General features: G+C 43.3%; 17 protein-coding genes and 1 pseudogene. 9 read left to right on the plus strand and 9 right to left on the minus strand.

The features are described 5' to 3' along the window. The first annotated feature begins 67 nt into the window (after positions 1-67). Together M9194_RS00290 and M9194_RS00295 are read left to right on the plus strand one after the other, a co-directional pair. On the plus strand, positions 68-385 hold the full coding sequence (locus M9194_RS00290) for a DUF496 family protein (RefSeq protein WP_250610172.1): 318 nt from the start codon (positions 68-70) through the stop codon (positions 383-385). Between the two features lie 224 nt (positions 386-609). Continuing rightward, on the plus strand, positions 610-837 hold the full coding sequence (locus M9194_RS00295) for a YgjV family protein (protein WP_250610174.1): 228 nt from the start codon (positions 610-612) through the stop codon (positions 835-837). A gap of 114 nt (positions 838-951) precedes the next feature. Here the strand turns inward: M9194_RS00295 and glpK are convergent, their stop codons facing one another. The 4 genes and pseudogenes from glpK to M9194_RS00315 all read right to left on the minus strand — a co-directional run bounded on the left by glpK (position 952) and on the right by M9194_RS00315 (position 7466). Then, a complete protein-coding gene (gene glpK, locus M9194_RS00300) occupies positions 952-2469 on the minus strand; it encodes a glycerol kinase GlpK (RefSeq protein ID WP_250610177.1) in 1518 nt (505 codons plus the stop codon). Positions 2470-2609: 140 nt separating this feature from the next. Then, positions 2610-3392: pseudogene (locus M9194_RS00305) on the minus strand (MIP/aquaporin family protein); the annotation flags it as partial. Between the two features lie 424 nt (positions 3393-3816). Further along, on the minus strand, positions 3817-6309 hold the full coding sequence (locus M9194_RS00310) for a bifunctional diguanylate cyclase/phosphodiesterase (RefSeq protein WP_250610181.1): 2493 nt from the start codon (positions 6307-6309) through the stop codon (positions 3817-3819). A 242-nt stretch (positions 6310-6551) separates the two neighbouring features. Then, positions 6552-7466: a DMT family transporter gene (locus M9194_RS00315; protein WP_250610183.1), complete on the minus strand. Its 915-nt coding sequence runs from the start codon at positions 7464-7466 to the stop codon at positions 6552-6554. A gap of 404 nt (positions 7467-7870) precedes the next feature. Here M9194_RS00315 and M9194_RS00320 point away from each other — a divergent pair, with 404 nt between their 5' ends. The 7 genes from M9194_RS00320 to M9194_RS00350 all read left to right on the plus strand — a co-directional run bounded on the left by M9194_RS00320 (position 7871) and on the right by M9194_RS00350 (position 15766). Next, positions 7871-8284: a hypothetical protein gene (locus M9194_RS00320; protein WP_250610185.1), complete on the plus strand. Its 414-nt coding sequence runs from the start codon at positions 7871-7873 to the stop codon at positions 8282-8284. Positions 8285-8441: 157 nt separating this feature from the next. Beyond that, complete coding sequence (locus tag M9194_RS00325; RefSeq protein ID WP_250610187.1) at positions 8442-11285, plus strand: xanthine dehydrogenase family protein molybdopterin-binding subunit; 2844 nt, start codon at positions 8442-8444, stop codon at positions 11283-11285. Next, positions 11282-11812, plus strand: coding sequence for a (2Fe-2S)-binding protein (locus M9194_RS00330; RefSeq protein ID WP_250610189.1), 531 nt, complete (start codon positions 11282-11284; stop codon positions 11810-11812). Before M9194_RS00325 ends, M9194_RS00330 begins: the two co-directional genes overlap by 4 nt. Beyond that, positions 11809-13032 carry a cytochrome c gene (locus tag M9194_RS00335; RefSeq protein ID WP_250610191.1) on the plus strand — a complete coding sequence of 408 codons (1224 nt, stop codon included), beginning with the start codon at positions 11809-11811 and terminating at the stop codon, positions 13030-13032. The genes M9194_RS00330 and M9194_RS00335 overlap by 4 nt, the downstream gene beginning before the upstream one ends. Continuing rightward, positions 13019-13996: an XdhC family protein gene (locus M9194_RS00340; protein ID WP_250610193.1), complete on the plus strand. Its 978-nt coding sequence runs from the start codon at positions 13019-13021 to the stop codon at positions 13994-13996. The genes M9194_RS00335 and M9194_RS00340 overlap by 14 nt, the downstream gene beginning before the upstream one ends. After that, positions 13993-14616, plus strand: coding sequence for a nucleotidyltransferase family protein (locus M9194_RS00345; RefSeq protein ID WP_250610194.1), 624 nt, complete (start codon positions 13993-13995; stop codon positions 14614-14616). The genes M9194_RS00340 and M9194_RS00345 overlap by 4 nt, the downstream gene beginning before the upstream one ends. 79 nt (positions 14617-14695) lie before the next feature. Next, the gene (locus tag M9194_RS00350) at positions 14696-15766 is read left to right on the plus strand and encodes an ABC transporter substrate-binding protein (RefSeq protein ID WP_250610195.1); all 1071 of its coding nucleotides are present in this window, start codon (positions 14696-14698) and stop codon (positions 15764-15766) included. A gap of 59 nt (positions 15767-15825) precedes the next feature. On the opposite strand, the gene M9194_RS00355 is transcribed toward M9194_RS00350, so the two are convergent. The 5 genes from M9194_RS00355 to M9194_RS00375 all read right to left on the minus strand — a co-directional run bounded on the left by M9194_RS00355 (position 15826) and on the right by M9194_RS00375 (position 24297). Then, positions 15826-16830 (minus strand): HlyD family secretion protein, encoded by a 1005-nt coding sequence (locus M9194_RS00355; RefSeq protein WP_250610196.1) that lies wholly within the window; start codon positions 16828-16830, stop codon positions 15826-15828. 77 nt (positions 16831-16907) lie between these two features. Continuing rightward, entirely contained in the window at positions 16908-17924 is a 1017-nt protein-coding gene (locus M9194_RS00360; protein ID WP_250610197.1) for an NADP-dependent oxidoreductase, read from the minus strand. A 25-nt stretch (positions 17925-17949) separates the two neighbouring features. Beyond that, positions 17950-18576 (minus strand): hypothetical protein, encoded by a 627-nt coding sequence (locus M9194_RS00365; protein ID WP_250610198.1) that lies wholly within the window; start codon positions 18574-18576, stop codon positions 17950-17952. Continuing rightward, positions 18569-20161 carry an MDR family MFS transporter gene (locus tag M9194_RS00370; RefSeq protein WP_250610199.1) on the minus strand — a complete coding sequence of 531 codons (1593 nt, stop codon included), beginning with the start codon at positions 20159-20161 and terminating at the stop codon, positions 18569-18571. The genes M9194_RS00365 and M9194_RS00370 overlap by 8 nt, the downstream gene beginning before the upstream one ends. Continuing rightward, complete coding sequence (locus tag M9194_RS00375) at positions 20158-24297, minus strand: non-ribosomal peptide synthetase (RefSeq protein WP_250610200.1); 4140 nt, start codon at positions 24295-24297, stop codon at positions 20158-20160. Before M9194_RS00375 ends, M9194_RS00370 begins: the two co-directional genes overlap by 4 nt. Between the last annotated feature and the right edge of the window lie 81 nt (positions 24298-24378).

Consider the following 24378-nt stretch of genomic DNA (forward strand, 5'->3'; position numbering starts at 1 on the left):
CTGTTATCTAAACAGTCATTATGATTTAATCGTGACCAGTAGTCATTTGTATTAAGGATCAATCGATATGAGCAGTGTATTTGAAATCGTGAATCAAGCACGCCGTAAAAACAAACTTAAACGAGAGCTTATTGATAACGAAAAGAAAGTTCGTGATAACCGTAAGCGCGTAGATTTACTTGATAACCTTCTGGACTATATCAAGCCCGAGATGTCTACCGATGAAATCTTCATAATTATCAAAAATATGAAAGCAGACTACGAAGATCGCGTTGATGATCACATCATCAAAAGCGCTGAAATATCTAAAGCTCGAAGAGATATTAGCCGTCGAATTCGTGAATTAACTGAAGAAGATAAACAAACGGTGAAAGGTAAAAAGTAATTCGCCGCATTGGAAAGTCACCATCTTGCGGTGGCTTTTTCTCACCTATCAATCCCATTTCCGCCACAAGCGACCAAAAATCACACTAAGCTGCATGCCCCATAGCCGCTAGTGCTATATTTGTTATTAGTAATTTTGAGCAGATGTTGGACTTAACTGCCTAGCAGATATTGCTCGCTTCTCTCTAAAAATCAATTCACGCTAGTAACAAGTGACGACATATTATGGAAACAATTGAAGCAATCGGTTATGCCGCGTCTATTATGGTCGCGATATCTCTCACGATGAAAGACATTATTAAACTACGAATACTCAACTTTATTGGCTGCGGTTTATTTGTCACCTATGGCATTGCGATTGAAGCCTGGCCTGTTGTTCTGACGAATGGGTTTATCGCTGTGGTTAACGTGTATTACCTCATAAAACTCCAGCAATCTAAACAGGCCTCGTGAGTGGTGGTATAGCAAAAATAAAAAAAGACAGCCAACAAAGGAGCACAAAGTTAGCCATCTTCAAAAATTCACGGTTATCGTGAAGCGTATTTTAACTAGTCAGTCGGCAGAAGATCATTCCTCTTCTTCATGCATCGACGACCAGACTTGGGCACATTTTACAGCTCGCTTCCAGCCTTTATAACGGCGTTGGCGTTTCTCTTCATCTGTATGTGGAATAAACGATTTTTCCACTTCGTCTTTGCCAGATAACTCATCCAAGCTCCCCCAGAAGCCGACAGCAATACCGGCAAGGTAAGCTGCACCCAATGCCGTCACCTCGGTGACTTTTGGACGATGCACTTCCGTATCAAGTACATCAGACTGGAATTGCATTAAGAAGTTGTTTGCCACAGCCCCGCCATCCACTCGCAAAGCAGATAAATTGATCCCCGAGTCTGCCTGCATAGCATCAAGCACGTCTCTCGTTTGATAGGCAATACTTTCAAGCGTTGCTCTAACTATGTGATTTGAGCTAGTACCGCGCGTTAAACCTACGATGGTTCCCCTCGCGTATGGGTCCCAGTAAGGTGCGCCTAAGCCCGTAAATGCAGGGACTACATAAACGCCATTCGAGCTATCAACTTTGGTTGCGAAGTATTCTGAGTCTTTGGCATCTGCGATTAACTTTAACTCATCCCTCAACCATTGAATCGAAGCGCCTCCCATAAACACCGCGCCTTCTAACGCATAGACGGGTTCGCCCTTAGCACCACAGGCTAAGGTGGTGAGAAGCCCATGAGTAGAGTTTACTTTTTCCGTACCCGTATTCATGAGTAAGAAACAACCTGTCCCGTAAGTATTCTTCGCTTGCCCTGCATCCACACACATGTGGCCATATAGCGCAGCTTGCTGGTCTCCGGCGATACCAGCGATTGGGATACGTGTGCCTCCCTTACCGCCTAAGTTGGCTTGACCGTAAACTTCAGAAGAGTTACGTACGTCTGGCATCATAGAAAGAGGGATATCGAATTCCTTGAGCAGTTTCTCATCCCATTGCTTGGTATTAATGTTAAACAACATCGTACGTGACGCATTGGTATAGTCAGTTACGTGAACACGCCCCTGTGTCATTTTCCACACTAACCAAGTATCAACCGTACCAAACAGTAGTTTACCTTTTTGCGCATCTTCTCTAGCGCCTTCTACATTATCTAAAATCCATTTAAGCTTGGTTCCCGAGAAATATGGATCCAGAACTAGGCCAGTATTTTCACGAATATAGCTTTCTAAACCTTGTTGTTTTAGCTCATCGCAAATGTCAGCAGTACGACGACATTGCCAAACAATAGCGTTATAGACAGGTTTACCTGTTTCTTTGTTCCAAACAATAGTGGTTTCGCGTTGGTTGGTGATACCGATACCAGCGATTTCATCGGTACGAATACCTTTTTTGGTTAACGCCTCGACTAGAGTTGAACTTTGAGTTGCGTAGATTTCTAACGGATCATGTTCTACCCAGCCTGCTTGAGGGTAGATTTGGGTAAATTCACGCTGAGATACACTAACAATATTGGCATCATGATCTAAGACGACAGTCCTAGAGCTTGTGGTACCTTGGTCAAGCGCGACCATATATTTTTTCTCAGTCATAGGAATAATCCTTCCTTTTGTATGCGTTACTTAAATTTTAGAATATTTGTTGTTATTACTTAGTGAAGAGCATTGTACTAAACGTTGGAGCTTTCTAACTCACGTTGAGTGGTAGGTTCTTGGGGCTCTTGCTCTGCATTTGGTAGATATTGAGCAATAAATTTAGGGTATGCCCAAGCTCCGAAACAGGCTCCAAGTATTGGCGCAACAATTGGCACGATAAAGTATGGAATCTCGCGTCCACCTGATAGAGCGTAACTCCACCCAGCAAAGTATGAGAACAATTTAGGGCCGAAATCACGTGCAGGGTTCATTGCAAAACCGGTCAACGGACCTAAGGATGAACCAATAACGGCGATCAATATACCAATTAATAGGGGGTTTAGCGCGCCTCGAACCGCACCATTGTTTTCATCCCCTAGCGCTAAAATTGCAAACATAAGAATTGCTGTGATAGTAAATTCTACGCCCATTGCGCCAGCAAAAGTAATATGAGGGTTAGGGAAAGTTGAGAATATACCTGCTGTTGCAAGCGCGGCCTCACTGTTTCTCGCAATATGGTGAACCGTTTCCCAGTTAGTAAATAGGTTACTATACAAGCTATAAACTAGCGCTGCTGAACAAAATGCACCTAGAAACTGCGCGACTATGTAAGGTAAAACTTTTCTCTTATCAAACCCATGAAAAAGGGATAAAGCAATAGTCACTGCTGGGTTGATATGAGCGCCAGAAACACCAGCGGTACAATAAATCGCAATAGAAACACCAAACCCCCAAACGATACTGATTTCCCATTGCCCGTAGCTGGCACCTGTTAACACGAGTGCTGCAACGCAGCCCACCCCGAAAAATATCAGTATACCCGTACCAATAAATTCAGCGATACATTCGCCTAACAATGTAGGTTTACGATGACTCCCCATTTACGCTCTCCTCATTTACTCTTTATTTTTGTATGTATTTATTTATTCATCTTATGAGAAGCGCTATTTTGCACGATTTGTTACATAGTCAAACCTATACGAACACTAAATGAGCGTTCGAACACAATTTAGCAAAGTTAGTGCAACTCAAGTGTTAGCTAGATCATCATTTTGCGATTTCATTTTCTAACGAAACATCGTGCTATTAACGTCACCAATTCGTTATAACAAACATTGTTCTCTACATGCTGCCAAGCATAGAGCCACATATCGTTTATTAATGCGCTGTTGGAGAAAAGTTAACCTATACATATTGATGCAAAGGATCGATAAGAAGTGAATTTCTACAGCCAAACAAAAAATGTTCGTACGAACATTCAAAAAATGGAAGCCTTTAAAGCTTTGTTGTAAATCATGCTGATGGTCATTTTGGGGAGATCGTAGACAGATAACGTGATTGAAACTCTTGAAATGAAAGAGGGTTTTCAAATAGTTTGCCTTGTAGAACCTGACAACCAAGTTTCACAAGCATGCTTTTTTGCATAATATTTTCAACGCCTTCCGCAGACACCCGAATGTTATTCGACACTCCTATCATAGCGATGGTTTTCACCAAGCTATCATTTTGTGGGTTGATATGCAGATCGGCGACAAATTCTCGATCAATTTTGATCTCGTTGATGGGTAGGATATTCAGATAGCGGAGCGAAGAATAGCCTTTGCCTAAATCTCGAAGCGAAATTTCAAATCCTAACTGATGAAGGCTATCTAGAACTGGCTTGAGCTTATTCATTCCTTCAGCAAACACTTCCTCACTTATTTCCAGAATCACCCTATTCGCGTCTATGCCTATCTCAACAACCAGCTCATGTAGCGTCAGAGCAAATTTGGCTGACATTAGCTGCTTTGCAGATACATTAAATGTGATGGACAACGATTCTTGGTGGTTAGGAGAAAACTGCAAAATCTCGCTACAAGCTTTTTTAATCGAGAAGTAGCCGATACTTGTTATCATGCCCGTCGTTTCAGCTACGGGAATAAATTCTTCCTGTGGTACATGCCCAAGCGTCGCTGAGCACCAACGCGTCACTATCTCTACACCAACAACTTTGCCACACTTAGCATCTACCCTGGGCTCATACCAAACTTCAAACTCCTTAACTTGTACGGCATTTCTTATCGCATCCTCCAGAGCAAAGTTGTGCTGCACTTGTTCATTTATTTGTTTATCGTAAAACATCACGGCACCTTTGGACTGCTCTTTTGAGCGGTACAACACAATATCAGCCTTAGAAAGTAACTCTCTGGGGGTCGTGCCATCCCCAGGGAACATTGCCACCCCAATACTACAAGAGGTGTTGATCACCGTACCAAGCAATATAAACTCATCTGACATGACATCACATAAAGCCTGGGCTTTTTGTCGTGCTTGTTCAATACTCTCCAGCAGTGGAAAGCACAGAATAAATTCGTCACCTCCAAACCGTATTAAAATATCTTTGTCACCGAGTATTTTTTCAAATTTTCGACTAATGGCTTTAAGAAGTTCATCGCCTATATGATGCCCGTGTTGATCATTGACCTTTTTGAAATCATCTAAATCAACGAATAGCACGGCTAACTGCTTATCTCTGGCTTGGCTATCCTCAATGCCAGACAAAATTTTATCTTCAAGCATAAGCCTATTCGGCAGTTTGGTAAGAGAGTCTAACGTGGCGATTTCTTCTAGTTGTTGTCTGCTGTTTTGAAGTTCAAAAAAGTCCTCATCTATCTTATCTTGGTATTTCACAAATCTATATTGTACATAACGACTGACATAAACAGACACAGCGGCAAGTACAAGGGCTAGCAACACACATATCAAGAGTATCTGCGTAACTTGCTCTAAGTTTTGACTTTTTATTTCATCAATTTGTAGATTAACCAATTTATCGATATCAGATAAATACAAATCAGACGCGATGATCCACCCCCAAGCGGGAATGCTCTTCACGAAGGTAATTTTATCCATTGTCCGAAGTTCGGCTGGGAGTCGTATATCATCATACTTAACAAATGCACCTCCCTTGCCCTTATTTAGCATCAAGCCTTGGGAAAAAAGCGCATACAGCTTAATGCTTGTTTCGCCAATCTTCATCTTATCGCGATGTGCTAACAGTTTGCCTGTGGGCCCTATGACATAAACGAAACTACTTTGCCCAACACCGTACTCAGAAATCCTAGACAACATTCGCCGGACAATCGTTGGATCAACAGGTGTAATGTATTCTTCGGTACCGATAAACCAATCGAGCGGCTCAAAATACTTACCATAACGTATTTTTTCTACGCCATAATCTGAGGCTTGTGGTTTACGGTGCCACCAACGAAAGTACGCACCTCCGTTGGGAGAGTTTTGTATCAACTCAATATGCTCTCGAATATCATATCGCCCAGTCTCAGTTCTAGAGTTCCAAAGTGAGGTACCTTGAAGTTCAGGTAACATAGGGTGTAAAACGTTTACTCCATCCATTTTAAAAATATAAAAGTAGCCACTCCCTTGATTAAAATACAAACCATCCAGTGCATTGACGATTAAGGCACCTATTTCTTCCTTAGAAAGGTTCTGATTATCTTCATATATATCCGTTGCAATAGAATGAGCAATCTGAACATGCTCTTTGACATCATCTTTTAAAATGTCGACCGTTAAGCTTTTATCAAATTCCAAATTTTGAGCGATATTCTCAATTTGCCTTTTCAATGATTTCTTTTGAGAGTCCAATAGATCTTGGCGTAGGCTGGAAGATAGGTGCTCGGTATTGGTGTGATTCTCACTTACAATAACAATGAGAATGACCAACATAAAAACAAGCGTGACAGCAACAGGCAAAAATCTTATCGTCCTTAGCAATTTCTTGTCTGTAATCGAAGGCACACCGTTTTCTCTTTATTTTGAGCTTAATGAATTGAATTCATAAAACTTTTGGCTCTATAAGCATTAATCTAAGTTTTTGAGAATTCACTCAATAATAGTGTAGAGCAAAAAAAGAGAAGGCGCCGTTGCTTTAAGTAGCAATGAGAAGCGCCCAAATAAGGGAAGAAAAACAAAAAAGGAGATGGGGCTGGTCACTATCATTGTGACCAGAGAAATAATATAAAGAGTCTAGGAACTGCTATCTAAGCTTTAGCTCGAGTAAGACCGAATTTTTCTGCCAGTTTGCTAAACGGTAGTTTGGTCAACAAAATCCCAGCCAATAGTGGAATCAGCATCAACATAGATTGCTGTGACATAACTTGATGAGTCACCACATCTGACAAAAGCAGAGCAATTAACGGGAAAATCAAGAAACAGATAGATGCGGTGAAAGGCGTCGATACCTGACCAAGTTTAAAGTAAGCCACGATTCCTCCCACACTTGCGACAACACCTAAATAAGCAACCGCCAAGACAGAAGGCAATGTGAAGCTTGCAAAGTGAATTTGCTCGGTGAAGAATGCCGTGACGAACAATAACATTGAAGCGATATAACAAGGCAACGCATTGTACGTAATCACCTTAATATCTTTACAATGCTTTTGCACGAACACGTACATAACCGAGTGTATTACGACTGCTAGAATCAGTGCGCCAGCACCTAGAAGCAAATTATCGCCACTTATACCAAGCTCGTTCGATAAAATAATGAACAAACTAAACACGGCCATCAATATGCCTACATACTGATGAAAAGCGAGCCTTAATCCTAAGAAAAGCATCGACATGATCATCACAGCAATCGGCATATTGGCGAATATAACGGAAGCCAAGCCAGACGAGATGTATTTTTCACCAGCTATCATCAGCGTAAATGGGATGGCAAAATAAAACACCGCGATGATGAACATCCACTTTTGCTTGCCTTTGGGAAACATCAAAGGTTGTTTAAAGACTTTAGACAAAATAATCAGGATCGGTGATGCGATAAAAAATCGAAGAGCGGTAGCAAATATAGGTGGAATACTCGTTACTGCCACTTCCATAGCTAGCCAGGTTGTGCCCCATATAACACATACGGAGACGAACAGGAGAAGCATCATTTTGTTGTTATTCATTGAATTACCTGCACAATATTGATTCAACGCACCACCATTGAGCGTTGTTTATAGTGGAGTAATATACGTGCTAGTCTTTAGAATTGCTTTGCCAAATTATGCCTTTTTAAAGCATGAAATAGAATTTATTTCTCCACAAAAAGCCACACCAACCATAATAATTCCTTATAGTGACAGATTTGTAGGCAAAACCATGCACCAGGGCAACTAGTGGAAATAGCCACACTACTTTCCACACTTCCATACAGCTATCCACCACAAGCACGCCTACTACGCACTCACAGGTATTGAAAAGATAAAAAACAAAGCTAATATATGACCCTTCTTTGACAACAGTTACACCTGGTCAACCGAGCTCGCTAGGGCTGAGGTTGCTCAAGTATAGAAAAGCAGATTAAATTATCATGAAAAAATTACTCACGGCAGCTTTACTCTTTAGCGCGATGTCGGCTCCTGCTATAGCAGGCTGGCATGACTACTGGTATACCAATTCGAATAATTTGTCTTTTTCTTATGATATTAGTAACTTAGGTGGAGCAGCAATGTATACACCTAGTGACGATAGCGTGACTTTCACCACGGGTAATATCGCGACTTGTCAATCAGCCGATGTGAAGAACAAGGTCGACGGACGCACTATTGCATTTAAACGGTTTGTCTCAGGAAGATTATGTGTCTACAAACCACAAAGCAAAAGTGACGAAGATTACATCGTTAATCAATTTAAATCGAAGCAAGTAGTTACCTGGCAAAGCTATAATATTCCAGCTAAAGGTTTTGACTATATTCTCAAAAAAAACAACAGTAAAAAAATCTAAGCATTCTGTTATATACCCAAGTAACTTGGGTATATAACATACCTCCTATCCATTATTACCCCCTTCTCTGCTAGCTATTCCTATCTACAAACATTGCGATAAAGCTCAGTTGTCCTATCTTTATTTAGTATTCTATCAGTGAATAATTGAGGGCAGGATGAGCAAATGTATCAACCCCGGTAGACGAACATTCATTAAACAGTGTGTAATCGGTGGTGTGACGGTCTACAGTGCACCTATGCTGTTCAATGTTAGTGAAGCCGCCCAATTAAACATTAACGACGCTATAAAAAGTAATTGGAAACTGGATGGTGAGCCTCAATACCGTACTGATGCCATTGAAAAAGTCACCGGGCAAAAAATATATGGCCGCGACTATCGCGCAAAAGATATTGACGGATGGCCCGATGAACAGCACTACGGCTATATTCTTCGTACACCTCAAGCGGATCACGTATATGAAGGGTTTGACCTCAGTGTTTTACCGCAAGACATTCAGCCATATAAAGTCGTTACACAGAAAGACTTGGTCGATAATGGCCTAAAGCTACCTGATTTTTACGGCGATCATATGTTGTTAAAAGAGGGTACTCCACCCGATTACCTTGGGCATGAGCTAGCCATATTGTTATTCGACAATTTTGCAAAATTCAAAAAAGCCAAAAACCGCCTTCAGTTTAACAACTCCGTTATTAAATTTGGCAATAAAGTCCCGCTTGTCATGGCCAACAAAGACCCCTATGCCACATGGCGAATTGTAAGAGAGCAAAATACTCTGGGCAGCCAAGACAAAGATCAGTTCTCCGTGCTACAAGATGGGCTTATTTTTCCCAATATCGTCGATCATAAACCAGTTTGGCCATCAGCCAATAAAAGTAGCTCGAATAACGTAAAGCGGGCCATGTATTACGCTGATAAAATCGATTCAGATTTAAAGGCTGATAATAGCGACTGGTTTGTTTTAGACCGTCATTTTCAAACCCAGTCCATTGAGCCCATGATGTTTGAAGCAGAAGCATTTAATGGCTACTTAAACACTAAGACCAACACGCTGCACGTTGTTATTACCACCCAATCTCCTCAAGACTTCCATGAGATGTCAGCCAAGATTTTATCTGAAAGTCCCTTAACCAAACACGTTAAAAAGCTCGTCGTACACTCACCATATATTGGTGGTGGGTTTGGTGCTAAAGATCATACGATTTTCCCTTATTACGGCATCATTGCTAGTGCTTTCGCTAACGCCCCCGTTCGCATTGCTAATGATAGATTCGAACAGTTTCAATCAGGCATTAAGCGTCACCCATTTTCCATGGCGAACAAAGTCGCATTTAACAAGAAGACAAAAAAAATCGAAGCTGTTCAATCAGATATGCTCATTGATGGTGGCGGCCGGTTGAACTTTTCTTCTTCCGTCACCATGGTTGGCGCAAGTGCATTACAAGGCATTTACTATTTTCCTCGCAATGATATTTCAGCCGTCTGCTATCCCTCACAAACCCCTCATTGCGGATCAATGCGTGGTTATGGAACATTGCAAGCCATGCCAACTATCGAGCTGATGTTAAACGAAGCGGCAGAAAGCTTAGATGTAGATCCGATTGAAATTCGCAAAATCAACGCTATTCAATCCGGGCAGAAAAATACACAGGGCGCAATCCCAATCGGTGCGTTACGTTACGAAGAAATTCTTGACTCCGCCAAGCAGCACCCCATCTGGGTTAATCGGGTTTCCAAAAAGGAAAAGTTTGAAAAAGACAACCCCGCTCAACTCTATGGCGTGGGTTTTAGCATAGTGACAAAAGATTACGGAACAGGCGCAGCAGCCCCTTCTGGCTGTATTGAAATTACCCCCGAAGGTAAAGTCATTGTTAAATCGTGCTTTGTCGAAATGGGAACGGGTACCGACACCGCTCAAGGTGTGATACCCAAAAAATATCTTGGCGTTCTCGCAGATGAAGTGATCGGTGGTGTCATCGAAGACTTTGAAGCCATGGAGCTGTTTGACACTCAAAGTCCATATACCATGTCTCAGCAACATCAAGACAAAATGCAAAAAAATCCTAAATGGACGCCAGTTGTCCCTATGGCCTCCTCTGCCAGTATGTCAGCCTTCTATCAATCGCATGTGACTGAGCAAGCCGCTCGCATCCTATTTGAGCAGTCTCTTTTCCCTGTGGCGATTGAGATATGGAAAAACAACTACTTTAACAGCGAATATGCTTCAATAGACTTCAACAATATCCTTGATGCTCGTTGGGTTGATGGAAAATTAACCTTACAAGGTTATCCGGATATTCCGTTTAAGACTTTAGCAATGAAAGCTCACGCTAAAGGATTAATCACGACCGTCATGGTACATGGTTTTAATCGCTGGGCATGGGCGACATCAGACTTTACCTTAAATGGTCAAACTCACAATTACCCCATCGACGCGTTAGCCGTCCAATATGGTATCGGTGCGAAACCATATAAGAAAAACAAACAGGGTTATCAGGTGATCAAACGCCAATCCGTTAGCTACCCCGCAACCCAACTTAACAATGCGATGGTCACTTACTATGCGCCTGCCGCTACCTTGGTAGAAATTGCCGTTGAGAAAGCGACAGGACACGTCAATATTCTTGAAAGCCATACATGGCTAGAAACAGGAAAGGTCATCGTCCCGGAGTTAGTTGAGGGGCAAATCGAAGGGGGGCTAGCAATGGGCGTCGGACACGCTTTATACGAGTACCTTCCTTCAGATGAAACGGGGGCAGGAAACGGCACTTGGAACCTCAACCGATACCAAGTTCCACTCGCCAAGCATGTCCCTGTATGGAATATGAAACATACCATCTTACCGCCACTGTCAGAGGCAGATAACCCGAAAGGTATCGCCGAAGTCGTGATGATTCCCGTGGTCTCAGCACTAGTAGAAGCCATCTATCAAGCAACAAACAAGCGCTTCTACCACCTTCCTGTCACCTCACAAGATATTATGAAGGCGCTCGAACTATGACAATGATTACTGTAACTATCAATAATGAGGTGCATGGACCGCTGGATATTGACCCAGAAGTGACCATGTTAGAGTTTCTTCACGAATATCTGAATTTAACGGGCACTAAGTTTGGTTGTGGGCAAGGAATTTGCTCAGCATGTGTCATCATTCAGGACAATGAAGATGGGACATCTGAAGTTCACAAAACCTGTATTACCAATGCCGTTGGTTTTAATGGTAAAAAACTGCGCACGATTGAAGGTCACGCGGAGCTGGATAAAAAGGGAGAGATCATCGCTCTACACCCTGTCCAAGAGTCTTTCATCAAACATTTTTCATTTCAATGTGGTTGGTGTACGTCAGGTTTTACTAACCACACAATTGCGCTAATTGAAGAGTTAAAAAGAAACCCTATCCCAGTTGACCAAGTCGAAGCAAAAATCGAGGCCACACTTGGTGAGCATGTATGCCGATGTACAGGATACGTAAAATATTATGCGGCCGTTAAAGATGCCATCTTGAAAACGGAAGGGGCAACGTTATGAAAAGGATCAGTGTAGCGATGCTCACGATCGCCAGTTTTTTTTCTTATGCCGCAGACTCCAACCAAAGCTTAATCGAAAAAGGCAAATATCTTGCTGAAATGGGAGACTGCTACGCGTGCCATACCATTGATGGTGGAGAACCATATGCTGGTGGTGCCCCGTTTGCGACGCCATTCGGCACTGTCTACTCCACCAATATTACTCCGGACAAAAAAGAAGGCATTGGCCGTTATAGCTATCAAGACTTTTATGATGCACTGCACAACGGCGACGCGCCTGGAGGTCAACTGTATCCCGCCATGCCCTATACCTCCTACGCGGGAATAACCAGTGACGATACCAAAGCTTTGTTCGCTTACTTTCAAAGCATCAAACCGTCTGCACAGAAAAACAAAGACAACGACATGATATTCCCTACCAATATTCGATTTGGGATGAAATTTTGGAATATGTTGAATCTGAAAAAAGGAGAATTCACCCCGACTCCGGGTAAAAGCGCACAATGGAATCGAGGCAATTATATCGTCAACACTTTCGGCCACTGTGGTGAGTGTCATACACCACGTAACTCGACAATGGGTATGGATCTTGAGCGTCATTTCCGTGGTGCAATGATAGGCGAGGTTTATGCGCCCAATATCACCCCGCAATTACTGAAAGATCGCGGATGGGGAACAACCGATGTCGAAGCAATGCTTGCCCATGGCTATTCGCGCAAAGGCACTGTGGTTGGCGAAATGTACACCGCTATTTTCCATAGTTTAAGCAAGTTCAACACCGACGACTTACGGGCCGCCACCATTTACCTGCTCGATAGCGACAACACTATCCAGGGTAAAACACTTACCTATCACACCAAGGGCCTCGGCAGCAAAGGCCATGAGTTGTATCAAGCCTACTGCGCAAACTGTCATGGCTATGAAGGCGAAGGGAAACCAAATTATGCGCCAGGCATGCAAGGAAATGGCACCCTAGCTCAGCGAAACCATTACAACACCGCTCACGCCATCATGTATGGGATTAAGCCCCAATATTATTCACAGACCAATGCCTTCTTTACAATGCCTGCATTTAACGCCCGTCTAAGCGACGAAGATCTGATGCACTTACTAAATTATCTCACTCAAGCCTACACCAACAACCCGAAACAGCTCAGCCTTTCGGAAGTACAAAGTTTGAGAAAGAAAGTTGAGGAAAGCCAGAGTAATGCAACTCACTGATCTGCAAATGCTCAATGAAGTGCAAGCTTGGGTCGCAAAGGGAGAGTCGTTTTGGTTATGTACCATACTGGGCACTTATGGCTCTGCTCCCAGACCTGTCGGTTCGCTATTTGCTTGGAACGGAAAACAACGATTGGGTTCAATATCTGGCGGTTGTTTAGAAGATGCCTTTATTCAAAGGCTCGATAACCAAGAGCTGGATGTATTTCCCCAAGTCATAAGCTATGGCAAAGATCTCGTCGATGAGCACGTTAGCATTGAGCTCCCATGTGGAGGCAGTATCAGGCTGTTGGTCGAATATTATACTCCAGAATCTTACCCGTACTTTAACAATTTCCTCGCAAAGGCAAACAAAAAGCAGCCATTTATTAAAGTATTAGACATGTGTTCGAACACTGTAAGCTTTCAATCTGATCGGTTAACACAAGATGAAAATACGCTAACCCCAAGTGAAGATTTTATCTTTATTCGCTATCAACAGGTTACTCAACTTTTGATACTGGGTATTAGCCAAGTCAGTGAATGGGTCGCGAAATTGGGTTTAATGGCCGGATTTAAAGTAAAAGTATGCGATATGCGTGAGGAACTTGCACAAAGTTGGCCATTATCAGGCGCTGATACACGGTATAACGTTAACATAATATGGCGCAGTCCCGACCTGTTTATTGATGAGAATATGACTCAGAAAACGGCTGTATTAGCGCTCGCTCATGACCCTAGGATAGACGACTTAGGCCTGATGGCCGCACTAGAGTCTGATGCGTTTTATATTGGCGCTATGGGTTCAAAAATCACGTCTGATAATCGCTTAGAGCGGCTAGAACGTATAGGTGGCTTTAGCCAAAAAGAAATAAACAGGCTAAAAGCACCAATAGGCCTTCCAATTGGTAGCAAAACACCGTTTGAAATTGCCGTTTCCATCATCGCTGATGTCATTGCGAGCCAAAATGGAAAGTCACAGTGACCAAGTTTTGCGCATTATTACTCGCCGCTGGAGATTCCACACGATTTGGTAAAGACAAACGCTTTATTGGCTCCCCTCCTCTTCTAGAAAGGACACTGAACACTCTTTACACATCGTATCAGCGTATCTTCCTTGTGCACAAAGACACGGATAATCTATCCAACCTAAACATTGACCCTGAGAAAGTCACACTACTCGCTCACAATAAAGACACCGACAAAAGTTTAGGAGCCAGTATCGCGTGTGGCGCGTCCCACCTTTTGCACTCAAATTTAAGTCCGACCTTTTGTGCTATCTACCTTGCTGATATGCCATTTATATCGGTGTCCACCATAAACCGATTACATCAGCATTGCCTCGATAGCAATACGTTAACTGGAAGCAGCAAGTGCATCATACGGCCCGCATACCAAGGTGTTCAAGGCCATCCTGTTATATTCTCACATCACTTTTTATCAGAACTAAGCCAGTTAAAAGCCTGTGAAGGCGCAAAGCAAGTCATCAAAAATTTCCACAATCAATCCCAAGAATTAGCCGTGTCAGATGAAGGGATTGCTATCGATATCGATACGCCCGACATCGCTGCCAAGCTCGGTTTGATGCAGAGTGACTCTGCATAACCAACAAGCACACCACTATATTGAAAAAACATATGAGTGTACTAATATTTTTATCAATTACAGTATGGATACATCAATAATGAAAATAACAACAGAATGGAATTTTAAAATTGGACTCTTCCTACTTTTCATATTAACGCTACCGTTTAAAGCACTAGCGATGGAAAAAATCAATGTTTTAACTTGGGAAGGTTATGTCGAACCACATGAGGTTCAAGCCGTTAACAAGATTCTAAAAGGACAAGGTTACAACTACGAAATTAATGTCATCTCGCCTTGGGCTGAGGGCCCAGAACAGATGTTTAAAATCTTAAGGGGAGGCAAGGCTGATATTAGCTTTCTCACATTAAACTACATTCAAATGCAACGAGGAAAAACCGCCGAGCTGCTCCAGCCAATCAATTTCAACTCACCGAGATTTACCAACTATAAAAACCTAGATCCATCTATGCTCGATGTGCCAATGGGTACCGCCAATGGAAAATCGCTCTATTTACCTTTTGGAGGCGGAGCTTACGGCCTGTGGGCAAATATGAAAAAGTTATCAGAGTCTGATCTGCCAACAAGCTTAAACGACTTACTCGATTCAAAATGGACGGGAAAGATATCTCTAACCAAGGGGCAAGTTCAGCCTAATGTCGCGATTGCCTCTTTGATGGCCGGTAAGTCTGCGTTTTACCTTAATGACGTCACACGTGAGCAAATGCAAGCTGAGCGCCAAAAAGGCGATATAGAAAACAAACTCAAAGCGCTCTATAAACAGGTGCCCTACTTTTGGGGAAATGGCCCAGAATTTAAGGACAACCTATTAATCGTCGCTTCTTATGGTATCGGCGCTGCTGCAGAGAACAGAGCGGGTGGAGATTGGAAGCTGATAAAGTTCAAAGAAGGCAATACCGTTTGGATGGACACCATCAATTTCCATAAACGATTAAAAGGGAAAAAGCTGGAAGCCGCTGAAATTTTTGCCAATTATTTTATTGGTGATGCGGTGCAAACTCGTGTCGCTAACGAACTAGGTATGGTGAGCGCGTCGCTCAAGCATCAAACTGAAAATGATAAAGGTTTTTTCGTGAAAGACATGTTCTGGCCACCCTACAAAAGAGAAGTCGATAACTTGATGCTGTTAATGTCGAAAAATGCCATGTGACCATGGCAGATAATACAATCACCGTATATAAAGTTACCCGTTTGCAACGGGTAACTATGTTAACTTCGAGTATTCACCGTAACTTCAGCCGATAAGCCATTGTCCAACACTATCGGTTTATCAAATACGATCTTTACTGGCACAAGCTGTACTACCTTCGTAAAGTTTCCGGTTGAATCAGTCGGAGGCAAAATGGCGAAGGTTTCGCTTGTTGCATGAGATAGGCTCTGGATTTTCCCTTTAAATGCTTTACCTGGGTAGGCATCTAAGGTGATATCTACGGCCTGGCCTGCGTGCATGTTCGCAGTTTGTGTCTCTTTGAAATTTGCTTCAATCCAAGGAGGTTGGCTGGAAACAATACTCAAAACCGATTGACCTGCTTGTACCATCATTCCTACATGAAGATCACGATTACTCACGTAACCGCTGATAGGTGCGATTATTTGAGTATAACTAAGCTGTAACTCCGCTTGAGCAAGATCCGCCTTGGATTGCTTCACTAGTGCATCGGCTTGCTGGATAGAACTTTTTAACACCGCAAGTTTGTCCTGTTGAGTTTTTAAACTCGCTTGAGTTTGTATGTAGGTGGCTTTGGCAACCTTAAGTGTCGACTCACTGTTGTCTTTGTCTACAGTTGAAACATATTGCTCTTTTTCCAGGGCCTGAATGCGCTTATATTGCTTTAAGGCATTGTTGTACTTGACCTTTGCTGCATACACATCACTCTCATACTCCTTAATGGAGCTTAACTGCATTTGATAAGCCGCTTGTGCATTAGAAACTTGCGCCTCACTTTGAGCTAATGTCGCTTTCTCAGTATTGACCTGAATAACATATTCACGATCATCAAGAACCGCCAACAACTGCCCTTTCTTCACCTTTTGGTTATCTTGTACATCCACTTGCGTTATCTCTGCACTGATTTTTGCGCTGACATTAGTGATATCGGTGTTCACGTACGCATTATCGGTACTTTGGATATAACGACCATAATCGAACCAATAAGCGCCACCAGCCATGGCCAACACAAGCACTGGTGCAGCAATTTTTATTATTTTTTTCATAGTACACTCTGAAGATCGCTAAAGTTTACGGAGTTAGTGCAACTCAACGTATTCCGTTGAGTTGCCTAGTACAGGAGTTAAACTCGAACCAATTGTTTGCCAAAGTGCCTGCCACAGAGCATGTCAATGAAGGCTTGAGGCGCATTTTCTAGCCCTTCTGTTATCGACTCTTTGTACTTGAGCTGCCCACTTTCTACAGCCTCTAATAACCAACTTATCGAGCTGGGGTATTCGTTGACCCACTCCGTTACCAAAAAGAAACGATGCTCAGGAGTATTGGGCAATGCGGCATAAAATCGTGGTAGCTTGAATGCATCGACATTTTTCCCTTTGTTATATAGTGCCGCGCCACCACAAATTGGCACTCGAGCACCGTCATTTAGATGTCGCGCGACAATGGAAGACACTCGGCCTCCAACATTTTCAAAATAAACATCAACGCCGCGTGGGCACGATTCAGCAAATGCATCAGCAAAGAACGCTTCTTTATAATTTACGCATGCATCGAAGCCTAATTCCTCGACAACATATCGGCATTTCTCTTTACTCCCTGCGATTCCAACTACATGGCAGCCAGCCAGTTTACCCAGTTGCCCAGCAATGGAGCCAACTGCGCCTGAAGCCGCCGACACTACCAGGGTTTCTCCAGCAACTGGCCTACCAATTTTATTCAGCCCAAAATACGCCGCTCGACCCGGCGTACCGACTGCACTTAAAAACACGGATTCAGGAAGGTGGGTATCGGGTAAACGATAGGTAAGAAAATGGCGGTCACTGCAAACACAATATTTCTGCCAACCTGAAAAAGTAAACACAATATCATCAACTTGATAGAGTGAACTTTTTGACTCAATAACTCGACCCACCGTCTCTCCTTGAATCACACCACCGAGAGGAATTGGCTCGACGTGCTCGATGTTTTTATTTAGTCTGGGGCGAGTGTATGGGTCCAAAGATAGCCAAATATTCTCGATTAAAAACTCCCCCTCTTTAAGTGGCTCAAGAGTTCGATTTTCCAAGCGAAAGTTTTCTACTTGGGCTTCACCGTCGGGATGAGAATGTAATATCACTGATGGATTAACTCGTTGATTCATAACGGACCTCACTTAGTGTTGAGTTTTATGGAGCGTGCTGCTTATTCACATCAGACCACCGATAGCTGGGCCAATATATGCTAAAAGCAATCATGACAAGCGTCAGCGGCCATGCACCAATGAAAACAAAGTAGTCAACAAAATTTGGCATGTCTTTAGCGAATAGAATCACCGCAAGTCCCTTCACCGCATAAGCCAAAATCCAGCCTAACGACACTTCCTGCCAAACTTTTATATATTTTTTCGTACCATACACAGGGAGCTGGAATAACTTAGGCCGCGCATTCTCCGCCAGTGTTCGCACAACAGGCTTACCAATGAGTGAGTAAAAACCAAACACCACAATGACAGACAGGGAGCCTGCCAGAGATAAAAAGACACTTTCTGAATGAATGCCAAACAAGGTATAACCGTGGAGGTACAGATAGTGAATGCCTCCGGAAACTAATATCAATGCGATAATCGACAGTGAGCCCGACTTTTTACTAAACAGTTCAACAATGGCTGAATAAAAAGCCGTAACCAATAAGGCCGCGCCCACCCCTGACATCCAAAACATGATGTTATAAAGAAGGATCGGAATAATGATGGTCAACCTTGCTTCGGGTGACATCAGATAACTCCAGACACCGATTGATTTCTTGTCATTCATCTTGCGACTCCTTTTTTGAATAAGGCCAAAAATCTTTGTTTATGCACAGAACCACCACCGCGGTGATTAGCATCATGACTCCCATGACTAAAAACAGATCGTTAAAGGCCATGATCTCTGCCTGGGTAGTAATTCGAGCCCCTAGAACAGACATCGCCATCGTGTTGACATCCGTACTACTGGCTGGTTGACCTTGATTAATAAGTAAGTTCTTAACTTGATCTAAGTAGTGATAAAACTCCTGGCTACCAGAGACCAAGGTTGTTTTGAGCATATCAACGTGAAAATAAATCCTAGTAGTAAAGTAAGTGGTGAGAATGGCAGTGCCCATCGAGCCACCGATACTACGAAACACGTTAATCAGTACAGCAGAAGAAGCAGCGTCCTCTGACTTCACTCGCTGCGTGGCAAGCACAGATAAGGGCACCATGATAAAAGGTTGCCCTAAAGCGCGAACCACCATAGACGCAATCATTTGTGGTCCAGCGTAGTTCAAGCTCATATGGCTATCCATAAAAGCGCTGATGGCCAAACCGATAAAGCCAAAGATAATCAGATATTTTGTATTAAACCTCCGAATAAGTGCTGGAATGAATGGAAGCACAAGAAGCTGAGGCAACCCTAGCCAAAGCAGCACGCTACCAATTTGTATCGCCGTGTAGTCATGCACCATGGTGAGGTAATACGGCACCATAAATAAAGTGCCATAAATGGATGCGCCCAACACGGCGTAAATCACCAAACCAAACGAGTATTGGTAATCCTTAAACAACTTCATATTGATAAGCGGATTTTTGCATGTCAGTTGATCATAGAGAAAAACCACAAAGCTAATCACTGAAATCACGGTTAAAACACAAATCAAGGTCGACTGAAACCAGTATTTGTCTTGCCCTTTTTCCAAAATGACTTCTAAACACCCTAGAAATAAAGTGACTGATGCCACTCCCAGGAAGTCACCTTTACGCAGTATTTTCCAGTCAATCGAAGGATGCTTTATCGATCGATAAATCAGTATCCATGCAATAACTGAAGGAAGAACGTTGATATAAAATATCGCATGCCAAGAAAAATGTTCCGTCAGCCACCCGCCTAGAGCAGGCCCAATTGCGGGGGCAAACGTTGCAATAATACTAAATAGCGACATCCCCATTGGACGTTTTTCATCTGGTAGTATTTCGATGATTAACCGAAACGAGATCGGTATCAACGCGCCACCACTAAACCCCTGTAGCGCACGAAATACAATCATAGAATTGAGATTCCATGCGAGTGAGCAAAGTAGTGATGCGCCGACAAAGCCGCTAATACACCATAGCGCGTAGCGGCCTGTTCCTAAGCCTTTTGACAACCAGCCACACAGTGGAATGGCAACAATTTCTGCAGTGAAGTACGAGGTTAATAACCAAGAGCTTTGATCCAATGACGCCGATAATGCGCCTTGAATCACTTTCATCGATGACACCGTGATTTGGATATCAAGGATAGCCATAAAGCCACCAATCAACCCGCCAATGATGGCGCACCACTCTTTTTTTGAGACAGTATTGGTCTCTTGGCTATTGGCAATCGCTACCTCACTCACAATAACGCCTCCTTAATCTTCAAAGCAACATGAGCGATATTTGGAGGGTTCATCATAGAGATATGATCGCCTTGCGCTGGAATCACGGTAACGGGTTTTTCAGTGTAACTCTGCCACCCTAGCCCTGGCGTAATCAACTTCACACGTCCTGGTAGAGTGTCTTTCGCCTCGGCAACAATTATTGCTCCTTTGTATGACCGGCCTTGATACTCATCCGTGGCTTTCATATGAGCTTGTAATTGCGCCAAGAAGGACTGAAAGTCGTGTAGTGTGATATTGTCAGGGACAAGTTGAGCAGCTTGGAAGCTAGTTAAAAAGAGCTTTGAGCGATCATGTTCAGATAGCTCCGCTAACGCAGTGCTTGTAATGCCGAAAGACACCCCAGTAAACAGCTCTACTTTGTGTGCAAAATACGCCAATCGCTCATATTCTGACATCTCGGCACTACCATCGATATCCACATTGGGTGCAGGTTGATCAAACACCACGACCGTCGGTGTGAATCCACTTAGCTGGCTGATTTGGTAGGCCATTTCATACGCCAGCGTACCGCCCAATGACCAACCTGCGAGGATCAAACCAGGCCGACGAGCAATATCGCCTATCTGGTCGACATAATGCCGTGCCAACGTAGGAATGGAGTGGTGATAGTCATCAATATGTTGGTAATCAGCTACCTGCACACCAAAAATTGGCCAATGATCACCAAGCTCCTTAACTAGATTTTGGTAACACAAAACGTTGCCGCCTGCGGGATGAATCAACACGATGGTGTTGTCTTGCGACTGTCCTTCATTTAGCGTTACTAACGAAGAATTATTGAACTGTTCAGGTGTATGATTTTGCTGTTCTATCGCGTTTGCTAATTGCCTAACACTGCTGTTTTCCAACAAAGTCCCTAGCGTTAAGTTTGAATTCAACGCCTTATTAAGCTTTATGATTAACTTTAGAGCGCTGATAGAGCTTCCCCCTAGCGCTAAGAAACCTTTATCAAGATCTAAAGTATCTACTCTCAAGATTTGCTTATACAGCGTACTGATTTGATCAATAAGCTCAGAGTCCGTCGATAAGCTAGCAAAATACACATCATCATGCTCTGCATCTTCAACATTGTTCATTTTTTTGGCTACTGGAAGGGCACGATAATTTACTTTGCCACTTGCATTCATTGGCAACGCATCTAGCCACACCCAAGCTTCGGGTTGCATGTAACTAGGTAGATTACGAATAAGATCCGCTTTTAGCTGTTCTTTTACTTCCGATCCTGTGTGATGGTCACGGTTTAACACAACATAAGCAACCAACCTCGCCTCTTCTTCACCAGGTGACTGTTGCACCACAGCGACCTGTCTTACATAGTTAAGTTGCTGTATGCCATGTTCAACCCCTGCAAGCTCGACGCGATAACCTCGGATTTTGCATTGACGGTCAAGCCTGCCCAAATATTCCAAATTACCATCGGCCAACAACCTACCTTTATCCCCTGTCCTGTACAACCGCTCCCCCTTGATATATGGATGGGCGATAAAGCGTTTTTGCGTCTCCTCGGTTAACCCCAAATAACCTATTGCAAGCTGGTCACCACCTACACATATCTCCCCTGCCATATTTGGAGCGACCAGTGCTCCTTGCTCATCCAAGATCAATACATGGCTGCTGCTTAACGGTTTACCTATAGGCGCATATTTAAGATTTATCTTTGCCCAGTCACTCGGCAGCGAATAGGTCGTCACGCCAACCGTGCATTCGGTTGGTCCGTAGTGATTGATGATATCGCATCTAGGATTGAGGGCTCGTACCCGCTTAACCAAAGATATCGGTAACCGCTCACCACCAAGCACCAGCAATTTCTTCGGCAAATACGAACTCGCGCAATCCGATGTGAGTAAAGCGCTTAGATGTGTTGGGGTAATTTTCATGCAATCAAGTGGGTACTCCTCAAGGAATTCGGCCAGTTTCTCGGGGCTTTCTAACTGAGTACGTGTCAGGATGACCAATTCACCTTGGCCGATCAGGCTAGGAAACACCATGGTATGGGCGAGATCGGTGGTCAGTGAAGAAAAGGCACCATAGCGGGCAAAAGGGGCTTGCTGCAAAATCGGAGAAATGGAGCGGCAATAGTGACTTATCTGCGCATGACTAACACATACACCCTTGGGTGCCCCACTGCTGCCTGAGGTATAAATAATATAGGCGGGTGTTTCTTCCCAGCGGTCATCCAGCTCTAAATTAGTACTCACTGAAAGCATTTCATCAGTGTGAGTCTCAATCACATCAATGCAGTCGTAGGTAAACTGCAAAGATAAAGACTCTGTCAGCTGGTTAGATTTACCTGCTATCAAAATACATGACGTTTTCGAGTCTTGTAGAATAAAACGTATTTTTTGCTCAGGTAAGGTCACATCTATCGGTACATAACACGCTCCAGCCTTCATGACAGCAAAAATTGACACAATGGTATGCTCGGTTTTCTCCATCAATATAGCGACCGATTGCCTTTTTGATACACCTGAAGACTTGATCCGACGCGCAAGACGATTCGCTTTCTCATTAAGGTCCCTGTACGTCATGCTGCGCTCTTCACAACGAATGGCTATCGCATCAGGGTTATTTAACGCTTGACGTTCGAATTGATGGTGAATCGGAGTGATAGGCTGCGCTGAAGTTGGCCGACAAGTCTGCAGCAATTTCTGTCTTTCACTGCTAGATAAAAAAGAAATCTCGTTAACCGCCATATTCGGCTGAGAAACAAAGTGTGCAAGTAGGGTTTGCAAGTCTTTGAGCATTCGCTCTGCCGTCTGGCGTTCAAACAGATCAGTACAATAGTTGAGCGTAAATAAAACACTATCGCCGTCTTCTTCTACCCATAAGTTTAGGTCGAGCTTTGAAACGCCGTAGTCGACTTTAATCGGCGAGTAACTAAACAGCGTATTACGGTGCGAGTGTGGGTAAATTTGATACGAAAGGACTGCTTGATACAAGGGATTGGCTCTAGTATCACGAGAGTAATCAATCGAGTCTAAAATAAGATTAAAGGGAATATCTTGGTGTGCGGCCGCACTTTCACTTTCTCTTCTTGATTCATCTAAAACATCATGAAGCGAATGCTCTCCTTGAACACAGAAGCGAAGTGGTAGCATGTTCATAAACAACCCCATAACTTCTTGGGTGTTGTAATCCATTCGGTTAGCAAATGGGACACCAATTATCACGTCCTTTTGGTTGCTGTATTTATGTAGCAATAACTGATAAGCGGCTAAGATGAGATGGAAAGTGGTTGCTCCTTGCTGTACCGCGAACGTTTGCAGTTTTTGCCAAAAATGGGAATCCATCAATTGGCTGACGTAGCTTCCAGAAAAGCTTTGGTACTCCGGCCTAGGGCGATCAGTCGGTATGTCTAGCACTCCAGCCGCCCCAGTTAATTTTTCTTTCCAATAGTTTAACCCGGTATCAAATCGGCCCTGTTTGAAAAATTGGCTCTCTTCAAGTGCATAGCTAGTGAATTGACTCACGTTACTATCAAGCTTAGAAAAATACGCCGTCATAAAATGTTTAAAGCACAAACTCATGGTCCAGCCATCGGAAATGATGTGATGGAAAGTAAACATAATGGCGTAATCGCCAGAGTCTATTTTAACCATCCGACAATGTGCTAAGGGACCTTTGGTCAAATCGAAATGCCTTGTGCCCTCTTCTTTAGCAGCGAGCTTAACCCATGCTTCTTTTTCTTGTTCAGGATAATTTGATATATCATCGAACGTTAACGGGAAGGCGGCATGTTCACCTAAGCATTGGCATGGTTCATCGTCTTTTATCTGGATAGTGGTGCGAAAAATGTCGTGTTGATTGGCTACCGCGGTAAGTGCAGCTTGAACACGGACAAGTTCAAAATCATGCTTGATACGACATCGCACCGCCAAAGGGTTGGTGTAAGCCACGTTTTGATCAAGTATTTGCTCTATCGTCCAGACACTTCTCTGAGCGTTGGTCAAAGGGAATACCGTTCGCGCCTTTTTACGGGAGTTTGTGTTCGTCAGATCTGCATGCTGAGCCTTTTTTTGCTTTTGCTCTCTAACACGCCTTTTAAGTGCTTCAAGCCCCTGAGACTTAAGTATTTCTTTTGTTTTAGCATTCACAACAATGACCCTTATCAAAGGTGAGAGATCTGGCTGCCCGCTACGACAGCCAATGAATATCGGTTCCCCGAACCAGTAGCT

The sequence above is a fragment of the Vibrio sinus genome, from assembly GCF_023634645.1.
In the GTDB taxonomy this organism is placed as follows: Bacteria; Pseudomonadota; Gammaproteobacteria; order Enterobacterales; family Vibrionaceae; genus Vibrio; species Vibrio sinus.